Raw genomic sequence first — 17720 nt, forward strand, 5'->3', positions numbered from 1 at the left:
ATACCAGAGGTATCAGACAGAAAGCTTTGCGAATGTAGTTCAATGGTAGAATTCCAGCCTTCCAAGCTGGCTATGCGGGTTCGATTCCCGTCATTCGCTTTATGTTTAGGAATAGACATAAGAGGGGCCTGTAGCTCAGTTGGTTAGAGCACTGTGTTGATAACGCAGGGGTCACAGGTTCGAGTCCTGTCAGGCCCATCAATAAGAGAGGTAGCGTAAAGCTGCCTCTTTTTTCTTGCGGAAATGAATCTTGCCTTTTATTTTTTTTTTCGTTACAATAGAGATAATAGCTTACCATAATTAGGCACTTTCAGAAAATTGTTGGTTGATGAGAAACAATACGCCGAAACTCCAGTAAGTCTCGTTTAGTGGGTAATGCCACTCGGAACTCTCCGTTATCAGAAAATGAGTGTTGTACGCTTTTTGTGTACAAAATCTGGGTGGTACCACGGAAGCGCGTTTTCGTCCCTTGTCCTGTTGGATGGGATGGCAACGCGCTTTTATATTAGACTTTAAAATTAAAGGAGCAGAATAATGTTAGACATGAAGTATTTGCGCAAAAATGAAGCTGAGGCAACGCAGCGGTTGCTTGATCGGGGCGTACCAGCAGAAAAGTTGCAAGAGTTGTTGGCCCTGGATCAAGAACGGCGAGAAGCCATCCAACAAGTTGAAAATTTGAAGGCCCAACGTAACGCCGTGTCGGATAAAATTGCCTATGCTAAGCGTAACAAAGAAGATGCAAGCGAAGCCATTGCGGCGATGCAACAAGTTGGTGCGGAAATCAAAGCCCTAGATGCACGTCAATCAGAGTTGGATGAGGCGGTGAAGAATTTGGCAGCCCATTTGCCTAATTTAGCAGCGCCAGAAGTACCAGTGGGTCCAGACGATACAGCAAATGTTGAGCAGCGCGTTTGGGAACCAGCTGACTATGGGACACGACCACAGGCATTGGCGGACACACCAAGTTGGTTGAAGGCGCACTATGAGATTGGGGAAGCTCTTGGTATTTTAGACTTTGAACGTGGCGCTAAGGTTTCTGGGGCACGTTTCTTGTATTATGTTGGTGACGGGGCACGCTTGGAACGTGCTGTTTACAACTTTATGCTTGATGAACATCGACAAGAAGGGTATACCGAAATGATTACCCCAATTGTGGTGAATGATACAGCGATGTTTGGCACAGGTCAGTATCCAAAGTTCCAAGACGATGCTTATCGGGTAGAAGGGTTGGCCCAAACTTACATTCCAACAGCCGAAGTCCCACTGACAAACTATTACGCTGGGGAAACCATCCCGAGTGAAGATTTGCCAATCAAATTTACTGCGTTGTCACCATCATTCCGTAAGGAGGCTGGGGCAGCTGGGAAAGATACGCGTGGTTTGATTCGTTTGCACCAATTCAATAAGGTGGAAATGGTGAAGTTTACCAAGCCGGAACAATCATATGCCGAATTGGAAAGCATGACAGCCAATGCGGAAAACATTTTGCAAAAGCTCGGCCTTCCTTATCATGTTGTGATGCTATCAACGGGGGACATGGGCTTCTCAGCAGCAAAGACTTATGATATTGAAGTGTGGATGCCACAACAAAAGGTTTACCGCGAGATTTCATCAGTATCAAACACAGAGGACTTCCAAGCACGTCGTATGCACATTACGTATCGCGATGACAATGATAAATTGCAGTTGGTGCACACATTAAATGGATCAGGTCTAGCCGTTGGCCGGACAGTCGCAGCCATTTTGGAAAACTATCAAAATGAAGATGGGACAGTAACAATCCCTGAAGTGCTACGGCCTTACATGGGTGGGCAAGAGACCTTGTCGCCAACAGCGCATTATTAATCGATGAAAAGCCTATATTTATTGGGCTTTTTTTGCTACAATTTATAGTAGACTATTGTGCGGTAGAACACACAAATTCATATTTCAGAGGAGACACACGCAACTGATTCGGGTTGTGTGCTAAAAACAATGGCAAATCCAATACGTAAATTAGTTGATAATTCAAAAAAGCAACTAAAAAAATTAAACAATATTGCCGATCAAGTTGAAAGTTATGCTGATGAAATGTCAGCGTTAACTGACGCGCAATTACAAGCTAAAACGCCATTTTTCCAGGAAAAAATTGCAGCAGCGGTAGCTGAAGCGACAGATAAGGATAAACAAAATAAAGCCCTATCAAAGGTATTAGATGAGATATTGCCAGAAGCTTTTGCGGTCGCACGTGAAGGCGCTAAGCGTGTCTTGGGATTGTACCCATTCCGTGTTCAAATTATGGGTGCTGCGGTGTTACACGGCGGTAATTTAGCGGAAATGCGTACCGGTGAAGGTAAGACACTAACAGCAACGATGGCGGTTTATTTGAATGCCCTATCAGGTCGTGGTGTACATGTGGTGACCGTCAACGATTATTTGTCAGCGCGAGATGCTGAACAAATGGGTCAGCTTTATAACTGGCTTGGCCTAACAGTTGGTGTGAATGTCGGTGATGCGCCAGCTGATGAAAAGCGGGCGGCATATAATGCTGACATCACCTATTCAACAAACTTTAATATTGGGTTTGATTATTTGCGGGATAACATGGTACATCGTGCCGATGAACGCGTGATGCAACGTGGTTTAAACTTTGCGTTGATTGATGAAGCGGATTCAATTTTAATCGATACGGCGCGGACACCGTTGATCATTTCAGGACCTGGATCAGGTGTCTCACAATTATATGCACGGGCTGATCGTTTTGTAAAAACACTGGTACGTGACGAAGATTATAAGATTGATGAAGAAGCCAAGACAACGATGATGACCAATGAAGGGATTCATAAAGCAGAAGTCTTCTTTAATTTGGATAATTTATATGCCGCTGGCGATACAGCTTTAACGCACCACATTGACCAAGCACTTCGGGCCAACTTTAACTACATTAATGATAAAGACTATGTGGTGCAAGATGGCGAAGTCAAGTTGATTGACCAGTCAACGGGTCGTATTTCTGAAGGGACACGCTTGTCAGATGGCTTGCATCAAGCGATTGAAGCCAAAGAAGGCGTTGAAATTCAAGAAGAAAATAAGTCAATGGCGCAAATTACTTATCAGAATTTGTTCCGGATGTACAAGAAGCTGTCTGGTATGACGGGAACAGCCAAGACGGAAGAAGAAGAATTACGCGAAATCTACAACATGGAAGTTATTACGATTCCAACTAACCGCCCAGTTAAGCGTGTGGATTATCCGGATTTGTTGTACCCATCGATGCGTGCGAAGTACAATGCGGTGGTCAAATTAATTCAAGAATTACACGCCAAGGGGCAACCAATTTTAATTGGGACAGGGTCTGTTGAATCATCTGAATTGTTGTCGAAAATTCTGATGGCACAAAATGTCCCACATAACGTGTTGAATGCTAAAAATAACGCCAAAGAAGCTGAAATTATTGCTAACGCGGGACAACGCGGTGCCGTAACCGTTGCGACTAACATGGCGGGACGTGGAACAGATATTAAGCTCGGCCCTGGTGTGTCTGAATTAGGTGGGCTAGCCGTGATTGCCACAGAACGTCATGAGTCTCGCCGAATTGATAACCAATTACGTGGTCGTGCTGGTCGTCAAGGTGATGAAGGCTTCTCACAATTCTTTTTGTCATTGGAAGATGATTTGATGATTCGTTTCGGTGCCGAACGTATTCGCTTGATTTGGGAACGCATGAATTTGGATGAAGAAGAGACAGTGATTAAGAACCGTTTGATCACCCGTTCTGTTGAGTCCGCCCAAAAGCGTGTTGAAGGTAACAACTACGATACGCGTAAAAACGTGTTGCAATATGATGATGTTGTCCGTGAACAACGTGAATTAATGTATCGTCAACGGGATATCGTCATTGATGAAACAAAATCATTGGATTGGGTCCTTATGCCAATGGTTGAACGGACAATTAATCGCGTCGTTGATGCACAAACCAAAGGTAAGAAGCCGGCGGAATGGCATTTGGATCAAATCGTTACCTTCGCCGGTAATGTTTTGGTGAATGAAAATGATATTTCGGTTGCCCAGTTAAAAGGGTTAGACCGTGATGGTATCAAGGCATTGCTATTAAACTTAGCAAAAGAAAATTATCGGGTTAAGCAGGGGCAACTCTATGATCCGGCACAAATGTTAGAATTTGAAAAAGTGGTCATTCTTCGTGCCATTGATCAACATTGGACAGACCACATCGATGCCTTGGATCGTTTGCGTCAAGGTGTTGGACTGCGTGGCTATGGTCAATTGAACCCACTGATTGAATATCAAAACGAAGCGTTTGACAACTTCAACAAAATGATTGCTGATGTTGAATATGATGCGACACGCACCTTTATGAAAGCAGAAATCCGTCAAAACTTACAAGCTTAAGAGTTACCATGCCTGATGGTTGACGGTTGCATAATTATAACGAACCTTGTGTTCGTTTTTGTTTTGAAGGGATACTGGAATGGAAATTATTGATGCTAAACATGCTTTAGCAGATATCGAAGAAAATATTGCCCGTTTTCGTGGCACTCTGGATCTAGAAGCGTTAACAGAAGAAATTGCTGATTTTGAAAACCGCATGACAGAACCAGGTTTTTGGGACGATAATGTTAAGGCACAAAAAGTCATTGAAGAAAATAATATTTTGAAGAATCGTCGGGATTCATTTTTAAACTTGACAAATCAGGCAGAAGAAATCGCTGTACTTATTGAAATGTTGTCTGAAGATCCGGAAGATGAGGATACCGCAGCCGAACTAGCGGCCAGTGTGGAAAAAGTTCAAAAAGATGTTGAAGCCTACAATTTGGAACAACTGTTAACTGAACCTTATGATGCCAACAATGCCATTTTGGAAGTGCATCCAGGATCTGGTGGGACAGAATCAACTGACTGGGGGGCCAACTTGTATCGGATGTATACGCGTTGGGCCCAGCAGCACGGTTTCCAAGTGGAAGTGTTAGATTATCACGCTGGTGACGAAGCAGGGATTGACAGTGCGACGATTAAGATTTCTGGGCACAATGCTTATGGCTTCTTACGGAGTGAAAAAGGTGTGCACCGCTTTGTGCGTATCTCGCCATTTGACTCAGCGGGTCGTCGTCATACGAGTTTCGTCAGTGTTGATGTGATGCCGGAATTGGATGACACGATTGAAGTTGAAGTCCGTGATGATGACATCAAGATGGATGTTTTCCGTTCAGGTGGTGCTGGTGGACAAAACGTCAACAAGGTGTCAACCGGTGTCCGGTTGACGCACGAACCAACCGGTATCGTTGTGTCATCAACTGTTGAACGGACGCAGTACGGTAACCGTGACTATGCTATGCGTTTGTTGAAGGGAAAGTTGTACCAGCTTGAATTAGAAAAGCAAGCAGCGGAACGTGCCGCCTTAACGGGTGAAAAGATGGAAAACGGCTGGGGATCACAAATTCGGTCATATGTTTTGCATCCTTATCAGATGGTCAAAGATCACCGGACGAACTACGAAACCAATCAGCCACAACAAGTACTTGATGGGGACTTAGATCCGTTCATTAATGCCTATTTGCAATGGCAATTGAGTTTAAAAAACCCAAATTAACCCATAAAGGTCGAAACGGATTGTTTCGGCTTTTTGCATTATGAAACAGATTAGTTTCTAAACCCCGTCACGTGCGTTATAATATAAGTCAATCTGAGACGCGATTGCCTTAAAAATGGAGGGCATAATATGGATAACACATACACACCTAGTGCGCAAAACGTCCTCGTTTTAGCACAAGAACAGGCAAAATATTTCAAGCATCAGGCTGTTGGTACAGAACACCTCTTGCTTGCTTTAGCGATTGAAAAAGAAGGTATCGCGAGTAAAATTTTAGGCCAGTTTAATGTGACGGATGACGATATTCGTGAAGAAATTGAACACTTTACTGGCTATGGCATGACATCACGTTATGACAAAAATAGTTATCTCCCTTATTCACCAAAGGCGGCTGATATTTTACGGCAAGCAGGCGAAGAATCACGGGCGTTAGCCCAACCACGAGTGGGTACAGAGCATATTCTCTTAGCACTGTTACAAGATGAAAGTATTTTATCATCACGGATTTTGCTAGCTTTGGATGCCAACTTGCAAGAAATGCGGCGTGCTATCCTACGTAAGTTGGGTGTGACAGACGTGCGCAAGCAAATGAAACAACATGACCGCCAGCAACCACAGGGTACGCCAACATTAGACGGTTTGGCACGTGATTTGACACAATTAGCCAAGGATAACAAGATGGATCCGATTGTCGGACGTTCAGGTGAAGTGCGACGTGTCGTACAGATTTTGTCACGCCGGACGAAGAATAATCCGGTTTTGATTGGCGAACCAGGTGTTGGAAAAACCGCGATTGCCGAAGGTTTAGCGCAACGTATTGTGACCAATGATGTCCCTGATTCACTTAAAAACAAGCGCCTGATGGCATTGGATATGGGTTCACTAGTTGCCGGGACAAAGTATCGTGGTGAATTTGAAGATCGCTTAAAAAAGATCATTGATGAAATTTATCATGATGGGCAAGTCATTCTATTTATTGATGAACTTCACACGTTGATTGGTGCTGGTGGTGCTGAGGGGGCGATTGATGCCTCTAACATTTTAAAGCCAGCGTTAGCACGTGGTGAAATTCAAACATTAGGCGCCACGACCTTTGACGAGTACCAAAAGTATGTGGAGTCAGATGCTGCTTTGGAACGGCGTTTTGCACCAGTGACGGTCAATGAACCGTCACAAACGGATGCGATGGCGATTTTGACTGGCATTCGACCAAAGTTTGAAGCGCATCATCAAGTGCAAATCGATGATGAAGCGATTGCAGCAGCTGTGAAACTATCGTCACGTTATATTACGGATCGTTTCTTGCCTGACAAGGCAATTGATTTGATGGATGAAGCTGGTGCTAAGGTACGCATTGATGCGGTTGATAAGCCAAATGCCCTGCAAAAAAACCAGTTACGTCTAGCTGAATTGACAGAAGCGAAGGATCAAGCCATTACGGCGCTTGACTTTGAAAAGGCGGCCGAGCTACGTGCCGAAGAAATGAAAGTCAAAAATAAGTTAGATAAGTTGGCCGCGAAAATGGCCAACCAAACGGCGGCTGACCGCCCGCAATACGATTTGCACGTGACGGCGGAAGACATCGAGGAAGTGATTTCACAGCAGACTGGTGTGCCGCTAACGCAACTTGAAAAGAACGAAAAGCAACGACTCGTTAATTTGGAAGCAGTGTTGGGCCGTCGTGTGGTGGGACAAAAGCAAGCAATTTCTGCGGTTGCTCGTGCCATTCGTCGTGCCCGTTCTGGCTTGAAAGATCCAAGTCGTCCAATTGGAACCTTTATGTTTTTGGGGCCAACAGGAGTTGGGAAAACAGAGTTGGCCAAGGCTTTAGCAGAGGCTGTCTTTGGTAATGAAGATAATATGATTCGGATTGATATGTCTGAATACCAAGAACGTTGGTCAGCGTCACGTTTGATCGGCTCAGCACCTGGTTATGTTGGTTATGATGAGGGTGGTCAACTCACAGAGCAAGTCCGTAATCATCCTTATTCCGTTATCTTGTTAGATGAAGCTGAAAAGGCCCATCAGGATATTTTCAACCTCATGTTGCAAGTATTTGATGATGGTTTCCTAACGGATTCTAAGGGGCGCAAGGTTGATTTTCGGAATACGATTATTATCATGACGTCAAACCTTGGGGCAACAAGATTACGTGATGAAAAAGCCATGGGCTTTGGTGCCGTTGACTTGAAAAATGATAATGCCGCGGTTGCTGAAAAAATTCGCGAAACGTTGAAAGAAACTTTCCGACCTGAATTTATTAACCGACTAGATGAGGCGGTTGTTTTTGAACCGTTGACGAAGCCTGAAATTCATACGATTGTGAAGCTCATGAGTCGGGATATCTTACAACGGGTCGCTGAACAGGGAATTTCAGTTAAAATCACACCAGCTGCGATTGATGTGATTGCTGATGCCGGCTTTGATCCAGAATATGGGGCACGCCCAATTCGTCGTGTCTTACAAACAAAAGTTGAAGATGCATTAAGTGAGGCACTATTGCGTGGCAATATTACCACCGATAGTATTGTGACGATTGGGGCAAAACAAGGCGATATTAACATCACCATTAAGCCGCAGAAAAAAGTCATCACACATGCTTAACAAAAGTGATCACATCACGGATGTGGTCACTTTTTCAATGGCGATGACACTTAGCCAACTCACGAGTAAAAAGGGTACAAACGGGGCGCATCGTCGCGTATAATACTGGAGATAACCATAAGTGATGAGTGCTGCGGTAAGGAGCGTCAGCGCCAAAATAATGGGGGATGATACCAAACCAATCACCATCAGGACAGGCAAGTCACCGCTACCCAGGGCATGGCGCACATAAATGAGCCACAGGCAAATCACGGCAAACATCCCAACGACTAACAGTTGTGGCGTTTCCCAACGAATCCATACCAAGTAAGCCAGCCAGGGGAAGAGTAGATTGGCGTGAATGGCTTGTTGGTCCCAGTCTTCTAAAGCTAGGAAAAAGAGGCACAGGGCTGTTAGCCACAGTTCTGGTTCAGGGAATAACCAAGTGCCAATAATACCACCAAGGCATTCAAATAAGACGTAGGTATAACCGTAGGGCTGTTGGCAATAGCGACAGCGGCTTTTGGTTAACAGCGCCGACACGATAGGGATGAGATCAAACCAGGCTAAAACATGCCCGCAATGCCAACAAAATGAGCGTTGCGTGGTTAAGGGTATCTTGTGAGTTAAGCGGTCGTTGAGACACATGAGACTTGAGATAAGACAAGTATTGAGTAGAAAAATAACGAGTATAGTCATAAGATATCATACGCAGTCATTGTGGAAAATACTTGCTGAAAGCAACTGTTTTCCACAATTTTTAAAGAGATGCTGTTAAACCTATTGACAATCACTGTCAATCTGGTATTATATTGGACGTGCTTTTAAGTAATCTGTTCTGTGAGCTATTCACAACGTGCTGAACGGCGCTGTAAAGGCAATTGTCAGCAGATTTCCAGTAAGCATTTTTGTTTAAAGACAGAAATGACACACCTGGAACTGTGTAACTAATAAAATTTTAAGGAGACCGTAGCATGCCTACAATTAACCAATTGGTTCGCAAGCCTCGTAAGTCAAAGGCGACTAAGTCAAAGTCACCAGCTTTGAACTTCGGCTATAACTCAATGAAGAAGAAAGCAACAAACAATGTTGCACCACAAAAGCGTGGTGTTGCAACACGTGTTGGTACAATGACACCAAAGAAGCCTAACTCAGCTTTGCGTAAGTACGCCCGTGTTCGTCTTTCAAACTTGTACGAAGTTACAGCATATATCCCAGGTATTGGTCACAACTTGCAAGAACACTCTGTTGTTTTGATCCGTGGTGGTCGTGTTAAGGATTTGCCTGGTGTACGTTACCACATCATCCGTGGTGCATTGGATACAGCTGGTGTTGATGGACGTAAGACATCACGTTCAAAGTACGGCACAAAGGCGCCAAAGAAGTAAGAAGGAGACTGACAAATGCCACGTAAAGGTTATACTAAGCGTCAGGAAGTTTTGCCTGACCCAATTTACAACTCAAAGCTCGTTTCACGTTTGATCAACAAGTTGATGCTTGATGGTAAGCGTGGAACTGCGTCAACTATCTTGTACGATGCTTTTGATCGTATCAAGGAAGCAACTGGTAACGATCCATTGGAAGTTTTCGAACAAGCTATGGAAAACATCATGCCAGTATTGGAAGTTAAGGCTCGCCGTGTTGGTGGATCTAACTATCAAGTGCCAATCGAAGTACGCCCAGACCGTCGTACAACATTGGGATTGCGTTGGTTGGTAAACTACTCACGTTTGCGTAACGAACACACAATGGATGAACGTTTAGCTAAGGAAATCATGGACGCCGCTAATGACACTGGTGCATCTGTAAAGAAGCGCGAAGACACACACAAGATGGCTGAAGCTAACCGTGCATTTGCGCACTATCGTTGGTAAAACGCGTGGCGCAATTCAGTTTGCGTCATGACTGCTTACGTTGATTTATTGTTGCTTAGAATTTAATTGTTCACGGTCACAATAAATAGTGTAAAATGACAGTAGATGGTAAAACGCTATTGGCTTTTACCGTCAAAAAGCGAACACAATTCTGTGTCGCTTTTTGTTGCATATAGAACAAAAACCAGGAGATAACTCACAATGGCAAAACGTGAATACCCACTAGAACGTACACGTAACATTGGTATCATGGCCCACATCGATGCGGGTAAGACAACCACTACGGAACGTATCTTGTACTACACAGGTAAAATTCACAAGATTGGTGAAACACACGATGGTGCTTCACAAATGGATTTCATGGAACAAGAAAAGGAACGTGGAATCACAATCCAATCAGCCGCTACAACAGCGGTATGGCGTGGATTCTTTGACCAATTCGCTAAGACACCTTACCGTGTTAACATCATCGATACACCAGGTCACGTGGACTTCACAATCGAAGTTGAACGTGCTTTGCGTGTGCTTGATGGTGCCGTAGCCGTGCTTGATGGTGCTGCCGGTGTTGAACCACAAACAGAAACTGTTTGGCGTCAAGCAACAACATATGACGTGCCACGTATTGTCTTCGTTAACAAGATGGATAAGATGGGTGCTGACTTTGAAATGTCAGTTAACTCAATTCATGAACGTTTGCAAGTTAATGCTGAAGCTATCCAATGGCCAATTGGTGCTGAAGATGACTTCGAAGCGATCATTGACTTGATTACACAAGAAGCTTACTACCCAGTTGATGACTTGGGTGAAAAGTGGGAACCACGTGAAATTCCTGCCGAATTGAAGGAACTAGCTGAAGAAAAGCGTAACACGTTGATCGAAGCTGTTGCGGATGTTGATGATGAATTGATGGAAAAGTACCTTGAAGGTGAAGACATTTCTGTTGATGAATTGAAGGCAGCGATCCGTCGTGCCACTTTGGCATTGCAATTCTACCCAGTGCTTGCAGGTTCAGCCTACAAGGATAAGGGTGTGCAAATGATGTTGGATGCGGTTGTTGACTACTTGCCAGGACCTTTGGATGTTAAGCCATATATCGCGACTGATCCAAAGACTGGTGAAGAAGTTGACTTGATTGCCGATGACAGCAAGCCATTTGCTGCTTTGGCATTTAAGATCATGACTGATCCTTTCGTTGGTCGTTTGACATTTATGCGTGTGTATACTGGTACTTTGCAATCAGGTTCATACGTACAAAACACATCTTCTGATACACGTGAACGTGTTGGTCGTTTGCTACAAATGCACGCGACATCACGTACAGAAATCGAAGAAGTCTTCTCTGGTGATATCGCTGCGGCAATCGGTTTGAAGAACACAACAACTGGTGATTCTTTGACTGCTGTGGACCACCAATTGATTCTTGAATCAATGGAATTCCCAGAACCAGTGATCGAATTGGCTATCGAACCAAAGACTAAGGCTGACCAAGACAAGTTGTCAAATGCCATCCAAAAGTTGGCGGAAGAAGATCCATCATTCCGTGCCACAACAAACCCTGAAACTGGTGATACTTTGATCGCTGGTATGGGTGAATTGCAATTGGATATTATGGTTGATCGTATGCGCCGTGAATTCAACGTTGAAGCAACAGTTGGTGCACCACAAGTTGCTTACCGTGAAGCCTTTACACAAACAGTGCAAGCGCGTGGATACTTCAAGCGTCAATCTGGTGGTAAGGGACAATATGGTGATGTTTACATCGAATTCTCACCAAACGAAGAAGGTGCTGGCTTTGAATTCGAAGACGCCATCGTCGGTGGTGTTGTGCCTCGTGAATATATTCCATCAGTTGAAGCTGGTTTGAAGGATGCTTTGAATGCTGGTCCTTTGGCTGGATTCCCATTGGTTGACTTGAAGGCTAAGTTGTATGATGGTTCATACCACGATGTCGATTCTTCTGAAGCAGCCTTTAAGATTGCTGCGTCATTGGCCTTGAAGGAAGCTTCAAAGACAGCCGGTGCCGTTATTCTTGAACCAATCATGGCGGTTGACATTGTTGCCCCTGAAGATAACCTTGGTGATGTGATGGGACACGTTTCAGCACGCCGTGGTATGATCGAAGGTCAAGAATCTCGTGGTCCTGTTTTGGCAGTTAAGGCGAAGGTGCCTTTGTCAGAAATGTTTGGTTATGCAACAACTTTGCGTTCAGCAACGCAAGGTCGTGGTACATTCCAAATGGTCTTTGATCACTATGAAGCTGTGCCAAAGAACATCCAAGATGAAATTATCAAGAACAGCGGTAACAAAGAAGATTAATATCATTAATCTGATACCGTAGATTATGAGTTTATTCAGTAGATAATACTGACAGACGGTCCAGTTAAAACGGCGTCACCCAATCGGGTGACGCCGTTTTGTGTCGATAAATTGAGGAGAATTTATGCTGAAAAAGCACAGTAAGTTTTTGATACCGGGCATTATCGTGATTGGTATGGTCTTACGTATTCCGTTTACGTCGATTCCACCGATTATTTCACATATCGCCAAAACACAACACGTTCCAGTTGGTCAGTTAGGTATTTTGACGACGATACCACTGATTGCCTTTGCGATTTTTTCCTCTATTGCGCCGAAGACGGCAGAAAAATTAGGCTTAGAGCGAACTTTTGCCGTGATGCTGATTGTGATGGTCGTCGGCTCTTGGATCCGGATTATTAATACACCGCTCCTTTATATTGGGACATTACTGATTGGGGTTGGCATCGCCCATATGAATGTCCTCCTGCCCAGTGTGATTCGGCTGTACTTCCCTAATAAAGTTGGGCCGATGACATCAACGTTTACCTTTAGTATGATGTTAGCCACCGCAGTTGGGGCAGGGTTATCGGCACCGATTGCTGAAGCAACGCATTGGCACGTGTTTATTTTATTATTAACAACGGTAATCGGGATTGCCTTTTTGGTATGGTTACCCAATGTGAGTTTTGCTGCCAAGCATCCGCAGTCGTTAGCCACCACACCGACGGGTGTGAAGCGGCCGACCGATGCCCATGTTTGGCGTAACCGGTATGCCTGGTTGTTGTTGTATTTTGCTGGTGTCCAATCGGCTATGTTTTACATTTTAATGGCTTGGGGACCGACAATGGCGATTCAAACTGGGCTATCGGCATCAGTCGCGAGTGTGTTTGCCGGTATTAATGCCTTGATCGGGTTACCGTTTGCGTTGACAATTCCAACGATTGTTGCTCGTTTATCGTCTGTCGGTCGGCAATGGTTGGTTGGTGTGTCTTCGGTGGTTGGGATTGTGGGCTATCTTTTGCTCTTAGTGCCCAATAACCATTTTGGCTATTGGTTAAGTGTCAATCTATTGATTGGGGTGAGCACGTCGATTTTATTCCCTTATCTTATGACAACCTTTAGTTTGAAAACAACCACACCAATCCAGACCGCAGAATTATCTGGTATGGCGCAAAGTGGTGGGTATGTCATTGCTGCCTTAGGGCCAGCGTTATTTGGATATGGCTATGGTTGGTTCCATAGTTGGGTACCACAAATCGTGGTGATGATCATTTTGTTCATTTTGATGACGATTGCAATTGTTTTAGTGGAAAAACAACATAAAATCTTATCATAAAAAAAGCACGCAAGTAATGAACTTGCGTGCTTTTCTTGATACAATAGTTCTATTGACTAAAAGTGAGGGTTGGGAATTGACTAACACATCAACACCAATTATTGAATTTAAGAACGTTGGCTTGTCTTATGATGATAACCAAGTTCTAAAGAACATTGACTTAGCGCTTGAAGCGGGGAAGTTTTATACGTTGCTAGGGCCTTCGGGGTCAGGGAAGACAACGATTCTTAATCTGATTTCAGGCCAATTAACGCCGACACATGGTGATATTTTGTTTGAGGGAAAAGTGATTAACGATGTGCCGGTTGAAAAGCGCCACATGAACACGGTTTTCCAAGATTATGGCTTGTTCCCTAATATGGATGTTTTTGACAATGTTGCCTTTGGTCCGAGTATTAAAGGGATGAGCAAGGCTGACATCAAGACCAAAGTGATGGAAATGTTGGACTTGGTAAAATTGTCAGCGTATGCCGATCGTGAAATTAATGAATTGTCCGGTGGTCAAAAGCAACGTGTCGCCATTGCGCGTGCTTTAGCAAATGATCCTGAAGTCTTGTTGTTGGATGAACCACTATCAGCGTTGGATTATAAGTTACGTAAGGACATGCAATATGAACTACGTGAAATTCAACAACGTTTGGGAATTACTTTCGTCTTTGTCACGCATGATCAAGAAGAGGCTTTGGCCATGTCTGATTGGATCTATGTCATGAATGACGGGGTCATCCAACAAAATGGCTCACCAGAAGATATTTATGATGAACCAATCAACCATTTCGTGGCGGATTTCATTGGTGAATCTAATATTTTAGATGGCGTTATGAAGGCAGATTATCTGGTTCACTTCACAGGCAAAGACTTTGAAAACGTCGACGCCGGTATGCGACCAAATGAAAAGGTTGAAGTCGTGATTCGTCCTGAAGATTTGGATTTGACGAGTGTTGAAAACGGTAAGTTGGTGGTCACGATTGATGATCAGTCATTCCGTGGTGATTATTATGAAATCACCGCCATTGATGATGATGGGAATGAATGGCAAGTGCAAGCCACAAACAAATCAACGATTGGTGAACGCGTTGGTTTGACGTTTGATCCAGAAGATATTCATATCATGCGCTTTAACGAATCAGAAGATGACTTTGACGCGCGTTTGGAAAGTTATGAGGATGATAGCGATGATGGCAAAGCGTAATCAGCAGCGACAATTATTCTACCTGGTACCCTATGGTGCTTGGTTGGTGCTATTTGTCATTGTGCCACTTGTCTTGTTGCTATTCCAATCATTAACGACCCAAGATGGTCATTTTACGTTGCGTAACTATGAGACCTACTTTAGTAGTGGGACGTACTTGTTAATGACGATTAACTCGGTGTGGTATGCGTTTTTGATTACGGTCATTACGGTCGTGATCAGTTATCCAACCGCCTACCTCTTGAACCAATTAAAGCATAAACAATTTTGGTTGTTGTTGATCATCTTGCCAACGTGGATTAACTTATTGCTCAAAACTTATGCATTTATTGGTTTGTTATCAAAATCTGGTACGGTCAATAACTTTTTGGGCTTATGGGGCATTGTGCCACAGCAACTCTTGTTTTCTAACTGGAGTTTCTTGTTGGTGGCGGCCTACATTGAAATTCCCTTCATGATTCTGCCAATCTTTAATTCGTTAGCCGAAATTAATCCACGTCTTGCACAAGCCAGTCGAGATTTGGGTGCTAATCGCTGGCAAACGCTTTGGCGGGTGATTATGCCATTATCGATGCCTGGGGTAAAAGCTGGTATCCAAGCAGTCTTTATTCCAAGTCTGTCACTATTTATGGTGACACGATTGATCGGTGGTAATCGGGTGATTACTTTGGGAACGGCCATTGAAGAACATTTCTTGGTGACGCAAAACTGGCGTTTGGGGTCAACAATTGGTGTAATTTTAATTGTTGCGATGGTCATTACGATGATTCTGACGCGTGATCGTGCACGTCGTTCGTCGAGAAAGCGGGGTTAAGCAGATGCATAAAAAAATTAAGTGGGCCAACATCTATCTCTGGTTCGTCTTTATCTTGTTGTACTTACCCATCTTTTTCCTGATTGTCTATTCATTTAATGCCGGGGATGTCATGCAAGGCTGGGATGGCTTCTCTTGGAAACATTATGGCGAACTGTTTGCTGATACGCGAATTGCCGAAATTGTTGTCAGCACGCTGTTGCTGGCCATCTCTGCTTCATTGATATCAAGTGTCATTGGTACGGCAGGCGCTTTATATGTCTACAATTTAAGAAACGGCGTTATGAAGAATGTCTTTTTATCGTTGAATAACGTCTTGTTGGTGTCGCCGGATGTTATTATCGGTGCATCATTCTTGGTATTCTTCACGGTACTGGGCTTCTCGTTGGGCTTTACATCGGTCTTGCTATCACACATTGCGTTTACCATTCCGATTGTTGTGTTGATGGTTTTGCCACGTTTGCAGGAAATGAATCAATCATTGATTGCCGCAGCAAAAGACCTTGGGGCCAATAATTGGCAAATGCTTACGCGAGTTGTCTTGCCGGTAATTTCACCTGGTATTTTGGCTGGTTTCTTCATGGCTTTCACGTATTCGCTAGATGATTTTGCGGTGACGTTCTTTGTCACGGGTAATGGCTTCTCAACGTTGTCTGTTGAAATTTATTCTCGTGCCCGTCAAGGGGTTAGTCTTGAAATTAACGCGTTGTCAGCCGTTATGTTTGTCGTGTCATTAATCATGGTACTGGTATATTATGCGATTTCAACACGTGCTGAAAAAAATAAGAAGCGTGCGACGCACCTGATGTTGGTAGCGTCGGAGGGACTGTGATATGAAAAAGTTGCTATTTGGCGTTGTCGCCATCTTGGTAGTTGTCGGGGGACTATTTGGCACCCAGCAATATCTGGCGACTAAAACAGGGTCAGATGCGTCTTCTGACAAGGTGTTAAACCTGTATAACTGGGGTGATTATCTTGATCCTGATTTGATGACTAAGTTCACCAAAGAAACGGGCTATCAGATTAGTTATGAGACGTTTGATTCCAATGAAGCCATGTATACTAAAATTAAACAAGGTGGCACGTCATATGATTTGGCGGTGCCATCGGATTACATGATTCAGAAAATGAAACGTGAAAATTTGCTGTTGCCATTGGATCACAGTAAGTTGACTGGTCTTAAAAATTACGATCCGCGTTTTATGAACCTATCCTTTGATCGTGGGAATAAATACTCATTGCCTTACTTTTGGGGCACGTTAGGGATTATTTATAACGATAAGATTGTTGATGGGAAAGATGTGCAACATTGGGATGATCTCTGGTCACCAAAGTTCCGCAATCAGATTTTGCTTGTCGATTCAGCGCGTGATGCCTTGGGGGTTGCGTTGATTACCCAGCATAAATCAGTTAACACGAAATCTGTGGCTGATTTAGCTGCGGCGCAAGCGAAGTTAGAAGCGCTGATGCCAAACGTCAAAGCCATCATTGCTGATGAAATTAAAATGTATATGGCGCAAAATGAGGCAGGGCTTGCCGTTACCTATTCAGGTGAGGCGGCTGAAGCTATCGATAATAACCCGCATTTGCACTATGTTGTGCCAAGTGAAGGGTCAAACCTGTGGTTTGATAATATCGTGATGCCAAAGACGGCCAAGCATAAAGAAGCGGCTTATGCTTTCTTGAACTTTATGAGTGAGCCTAAGAATGCCGCCCAGAATGCGGAGTACATTGGTTACGCAACGCCGAACGCAAAGGCGAAGGCCTTATTGCCAAAGGCAGTGCGTAATGATCCGCAATTTTATCCAAGCAATGAAACGATTAAGAATCTGCAAGTCTATGATGATTTAGGTCAGAAGTGGACTGAAAGATATAATGATGCCTTTTTGGAATTTAAGATGTCAAAACGTTAAAAACCGACAAATTTTTGTCGGTTTTTTCTTTTAGAGAATTTTGGTCAAAAGAAAAAGTCGCAGAATTAAATTGATAAAAGCCTTGCGCATGTAGGGTTCTTCTGTTATAGTAGTTAAGTACGC

Annotated in this window: 13 protein-coding genes and 2 tRNA genes; 14 read left to right on the forward strand and 1 reads right to left on the reverse strand. The window is 43.8% G+C overall.

The features are described 5' to 3' along the window. Positions 1 to 28: 28 nt before the first annotated feature. The 6 genes from A9176_RS03205 to A9176_RS03230 all read left to right on the forward strand — a co-directional run bounded on the left by A9176_RS03205 (position 29) and on the right by A9176_RS03230 (position 8191). A tRNA-Gly gene (locus tag A9176_RS03205) sits at positions 29 to 99 on the forward strand. Between the two features lie 25 nt (positions 100 to 124). Then, a tRNA-Ile gene (locus tag A9176_RS03210) sits at positions 125 to 198 on the forward strand. A gap of 336 nt (positions 199 to 534) precedes the next feature. Next, positions 535 to 1845 (forward strand): serine--tRNA ligase, encoded by a 1311-nt coding sequence (serS, locus tag A9176_RS03215; RefSeq protein ID WP_029509438.1) that lies wholly within the window; start codon positions 535 to 537, stop codon positions 1843 to 1845. A 129-nt stretch (positions 1846 to 1974) separates the two neighbouring features. After that, positions 1975 to 4389: a preprotein translocase subunit SecA gene (secA, locus tag A9176_RS03220; RefSeq protein ID WP_048702205.1), complete on the forward strand. Its 2415-nt coding sequence runs from the start codon at positions 1975 to 1977 to the stop codon at positions 4387 to 4389. A 79-nt stretch (positions 4390 to 4468) separates the two neighbouring features. Continuing rightward, on the forward strand, positions 4469 to 5587 hold the full coding sequence (prfB, locus tag A9176_RS03225) for a peptide chain release factor 2 (RefSeq protein WP_029509440.1): 1119 nt from the start codon (positions 4469 to 4471) through the stop codon (positions 5585 to 5587). Between the two features lie 129 nt (positions 5588 to 5716). Then, positions 5717 to 8191: an ATP-dependent Clp protease ATP-binding subunit gene (locus tag A9176_RS03230; RefSeq protein WP_077282112.1), complete on the forward strand. Its 2475-nt coding sequence runs from the start codon at positions 5717 to 5719 to the stop codon at positions 8189 to 8191. A 9-nt stretch (positions 8192 to 8200) separates the two neighbouring features. On the opposite strand, the gene A9176_RS03235 is transcribed toward A9176_RS03230, so the two are convergent. Next, positions 8201 to 8869, reverse strand: coding sequence for a prepilin peptidase (locus A9176_RS03235; RefSeq protein ID WP_077282113.1), 669 nt, complete (start codon positions 8867 to 8869; stop codon positions 8201 to 8203). A gap of 275 nt (positions 8870 to 9144) precedes the next feature. Between A9176_RS03235 and rpsL the strand changes: the two genes are divergently transcribed. From rpsL to A9176_RS03275, 8 genes are all read left to right on the forward strand, one after another. Further along, entirely contained in the window at positions 9145 to 9558 is a 414-nt protein-coding gene (gene rpsL / locus A9176_RS03240; RefSeq protein WP_009999878.1) for a 30S ribosomal protein S12, read from the forward strand. Between the two features lie 15 nt (positions 9559 to 9573). Further along, a complete protein-coding gene (gene rpsG / locus A9176_RS03245) occupies positions 9574 to 10044 on the forward strand; it encodes a 30S ribosomal protein S7 (RefSeq protein WP_009999877.1) in 471 nt (156 codons plus the stop codon). Between the two features lie 201 nt (positions 10045 to 10245). Beyond that, positions 10246 to 12360 (forward strand): elongation factor G, encoded by a 2115-nt coding sequence (gene fusA, locus A9176_RS03250; RefSeq protein WP_010004482.1) that lies wholly within the window; start codon positions 10246 to 10248, stop codon positions 12358 to 12360. A 124-nt stretch (positions 12361 to 12484) separates the two neighbouring features. Beyond that, on the forward strand, positions 12485 to 13678 hold the full coding sequence (locus A9176_RS03255; RefSeq protein WP_077282114.1) for an MFS transporter: 1194 nt from the start codon (positions 12485 to 12487) through the stop codon (positions 13676 to 13678). Positions 13679 to 13754: 76 nt separating this feature from the next. Further along, on the forward strand, positions 13755 to 14870 hold the full coding sequence (locus A9176_RS03260) for an ABC transporter ATP-binding protein (protein ID WP_172412932.1): 1116 nt from the start codon (positions 13755 to 13757) through the stop codon (positions 14868 to 14870). Continuing rightward, entirely contained in the window at positions 14857 to 15684 is an 828-nt protein-coding gene (locus A9176_RS03265) for an ABC transporter permease (protein ID WP_029509445.1), read from the forward strand. Before A9176_RS03260 ends, A9176_RS03265 begins: the two co-directional genes overlap by 14 nt. 4 nt (positions 15685 to 15688) lie before the next feature. Next, complete coding sequence (locus A9176_RS03270; protein ID WP_048702189.1) at positions 15689 to 16516, forward strand: ABC transporter permease; 828 nt, start codon at positions 15689 to 15691, stop codon at positions 16514 to 16516. Position 16517: 1 nt separating this feature from the next. Continuing rightward, a complete protein-coding gene (locus tag A9176_RS03275) occupies positions 16518 to 17597 on the forward strand; it encodes an ABC transporter substrate-binding protein (RefSeq protein ID WP_077282115.1) in 1080 nt (359 codons plus the stop codon). The last annotated feature ends 123 nt before the right edge of the window (positions 17598 to 17720 follow it).

The organism is Leuconostoc garlicum, from assembly GCF_001998805.1.
Lineage (GTDB): Bacteria > Bacillota > Bacilli > Lactobacillales > Lactobacillaceae > Leuconostoc > Leuconostoc lactis.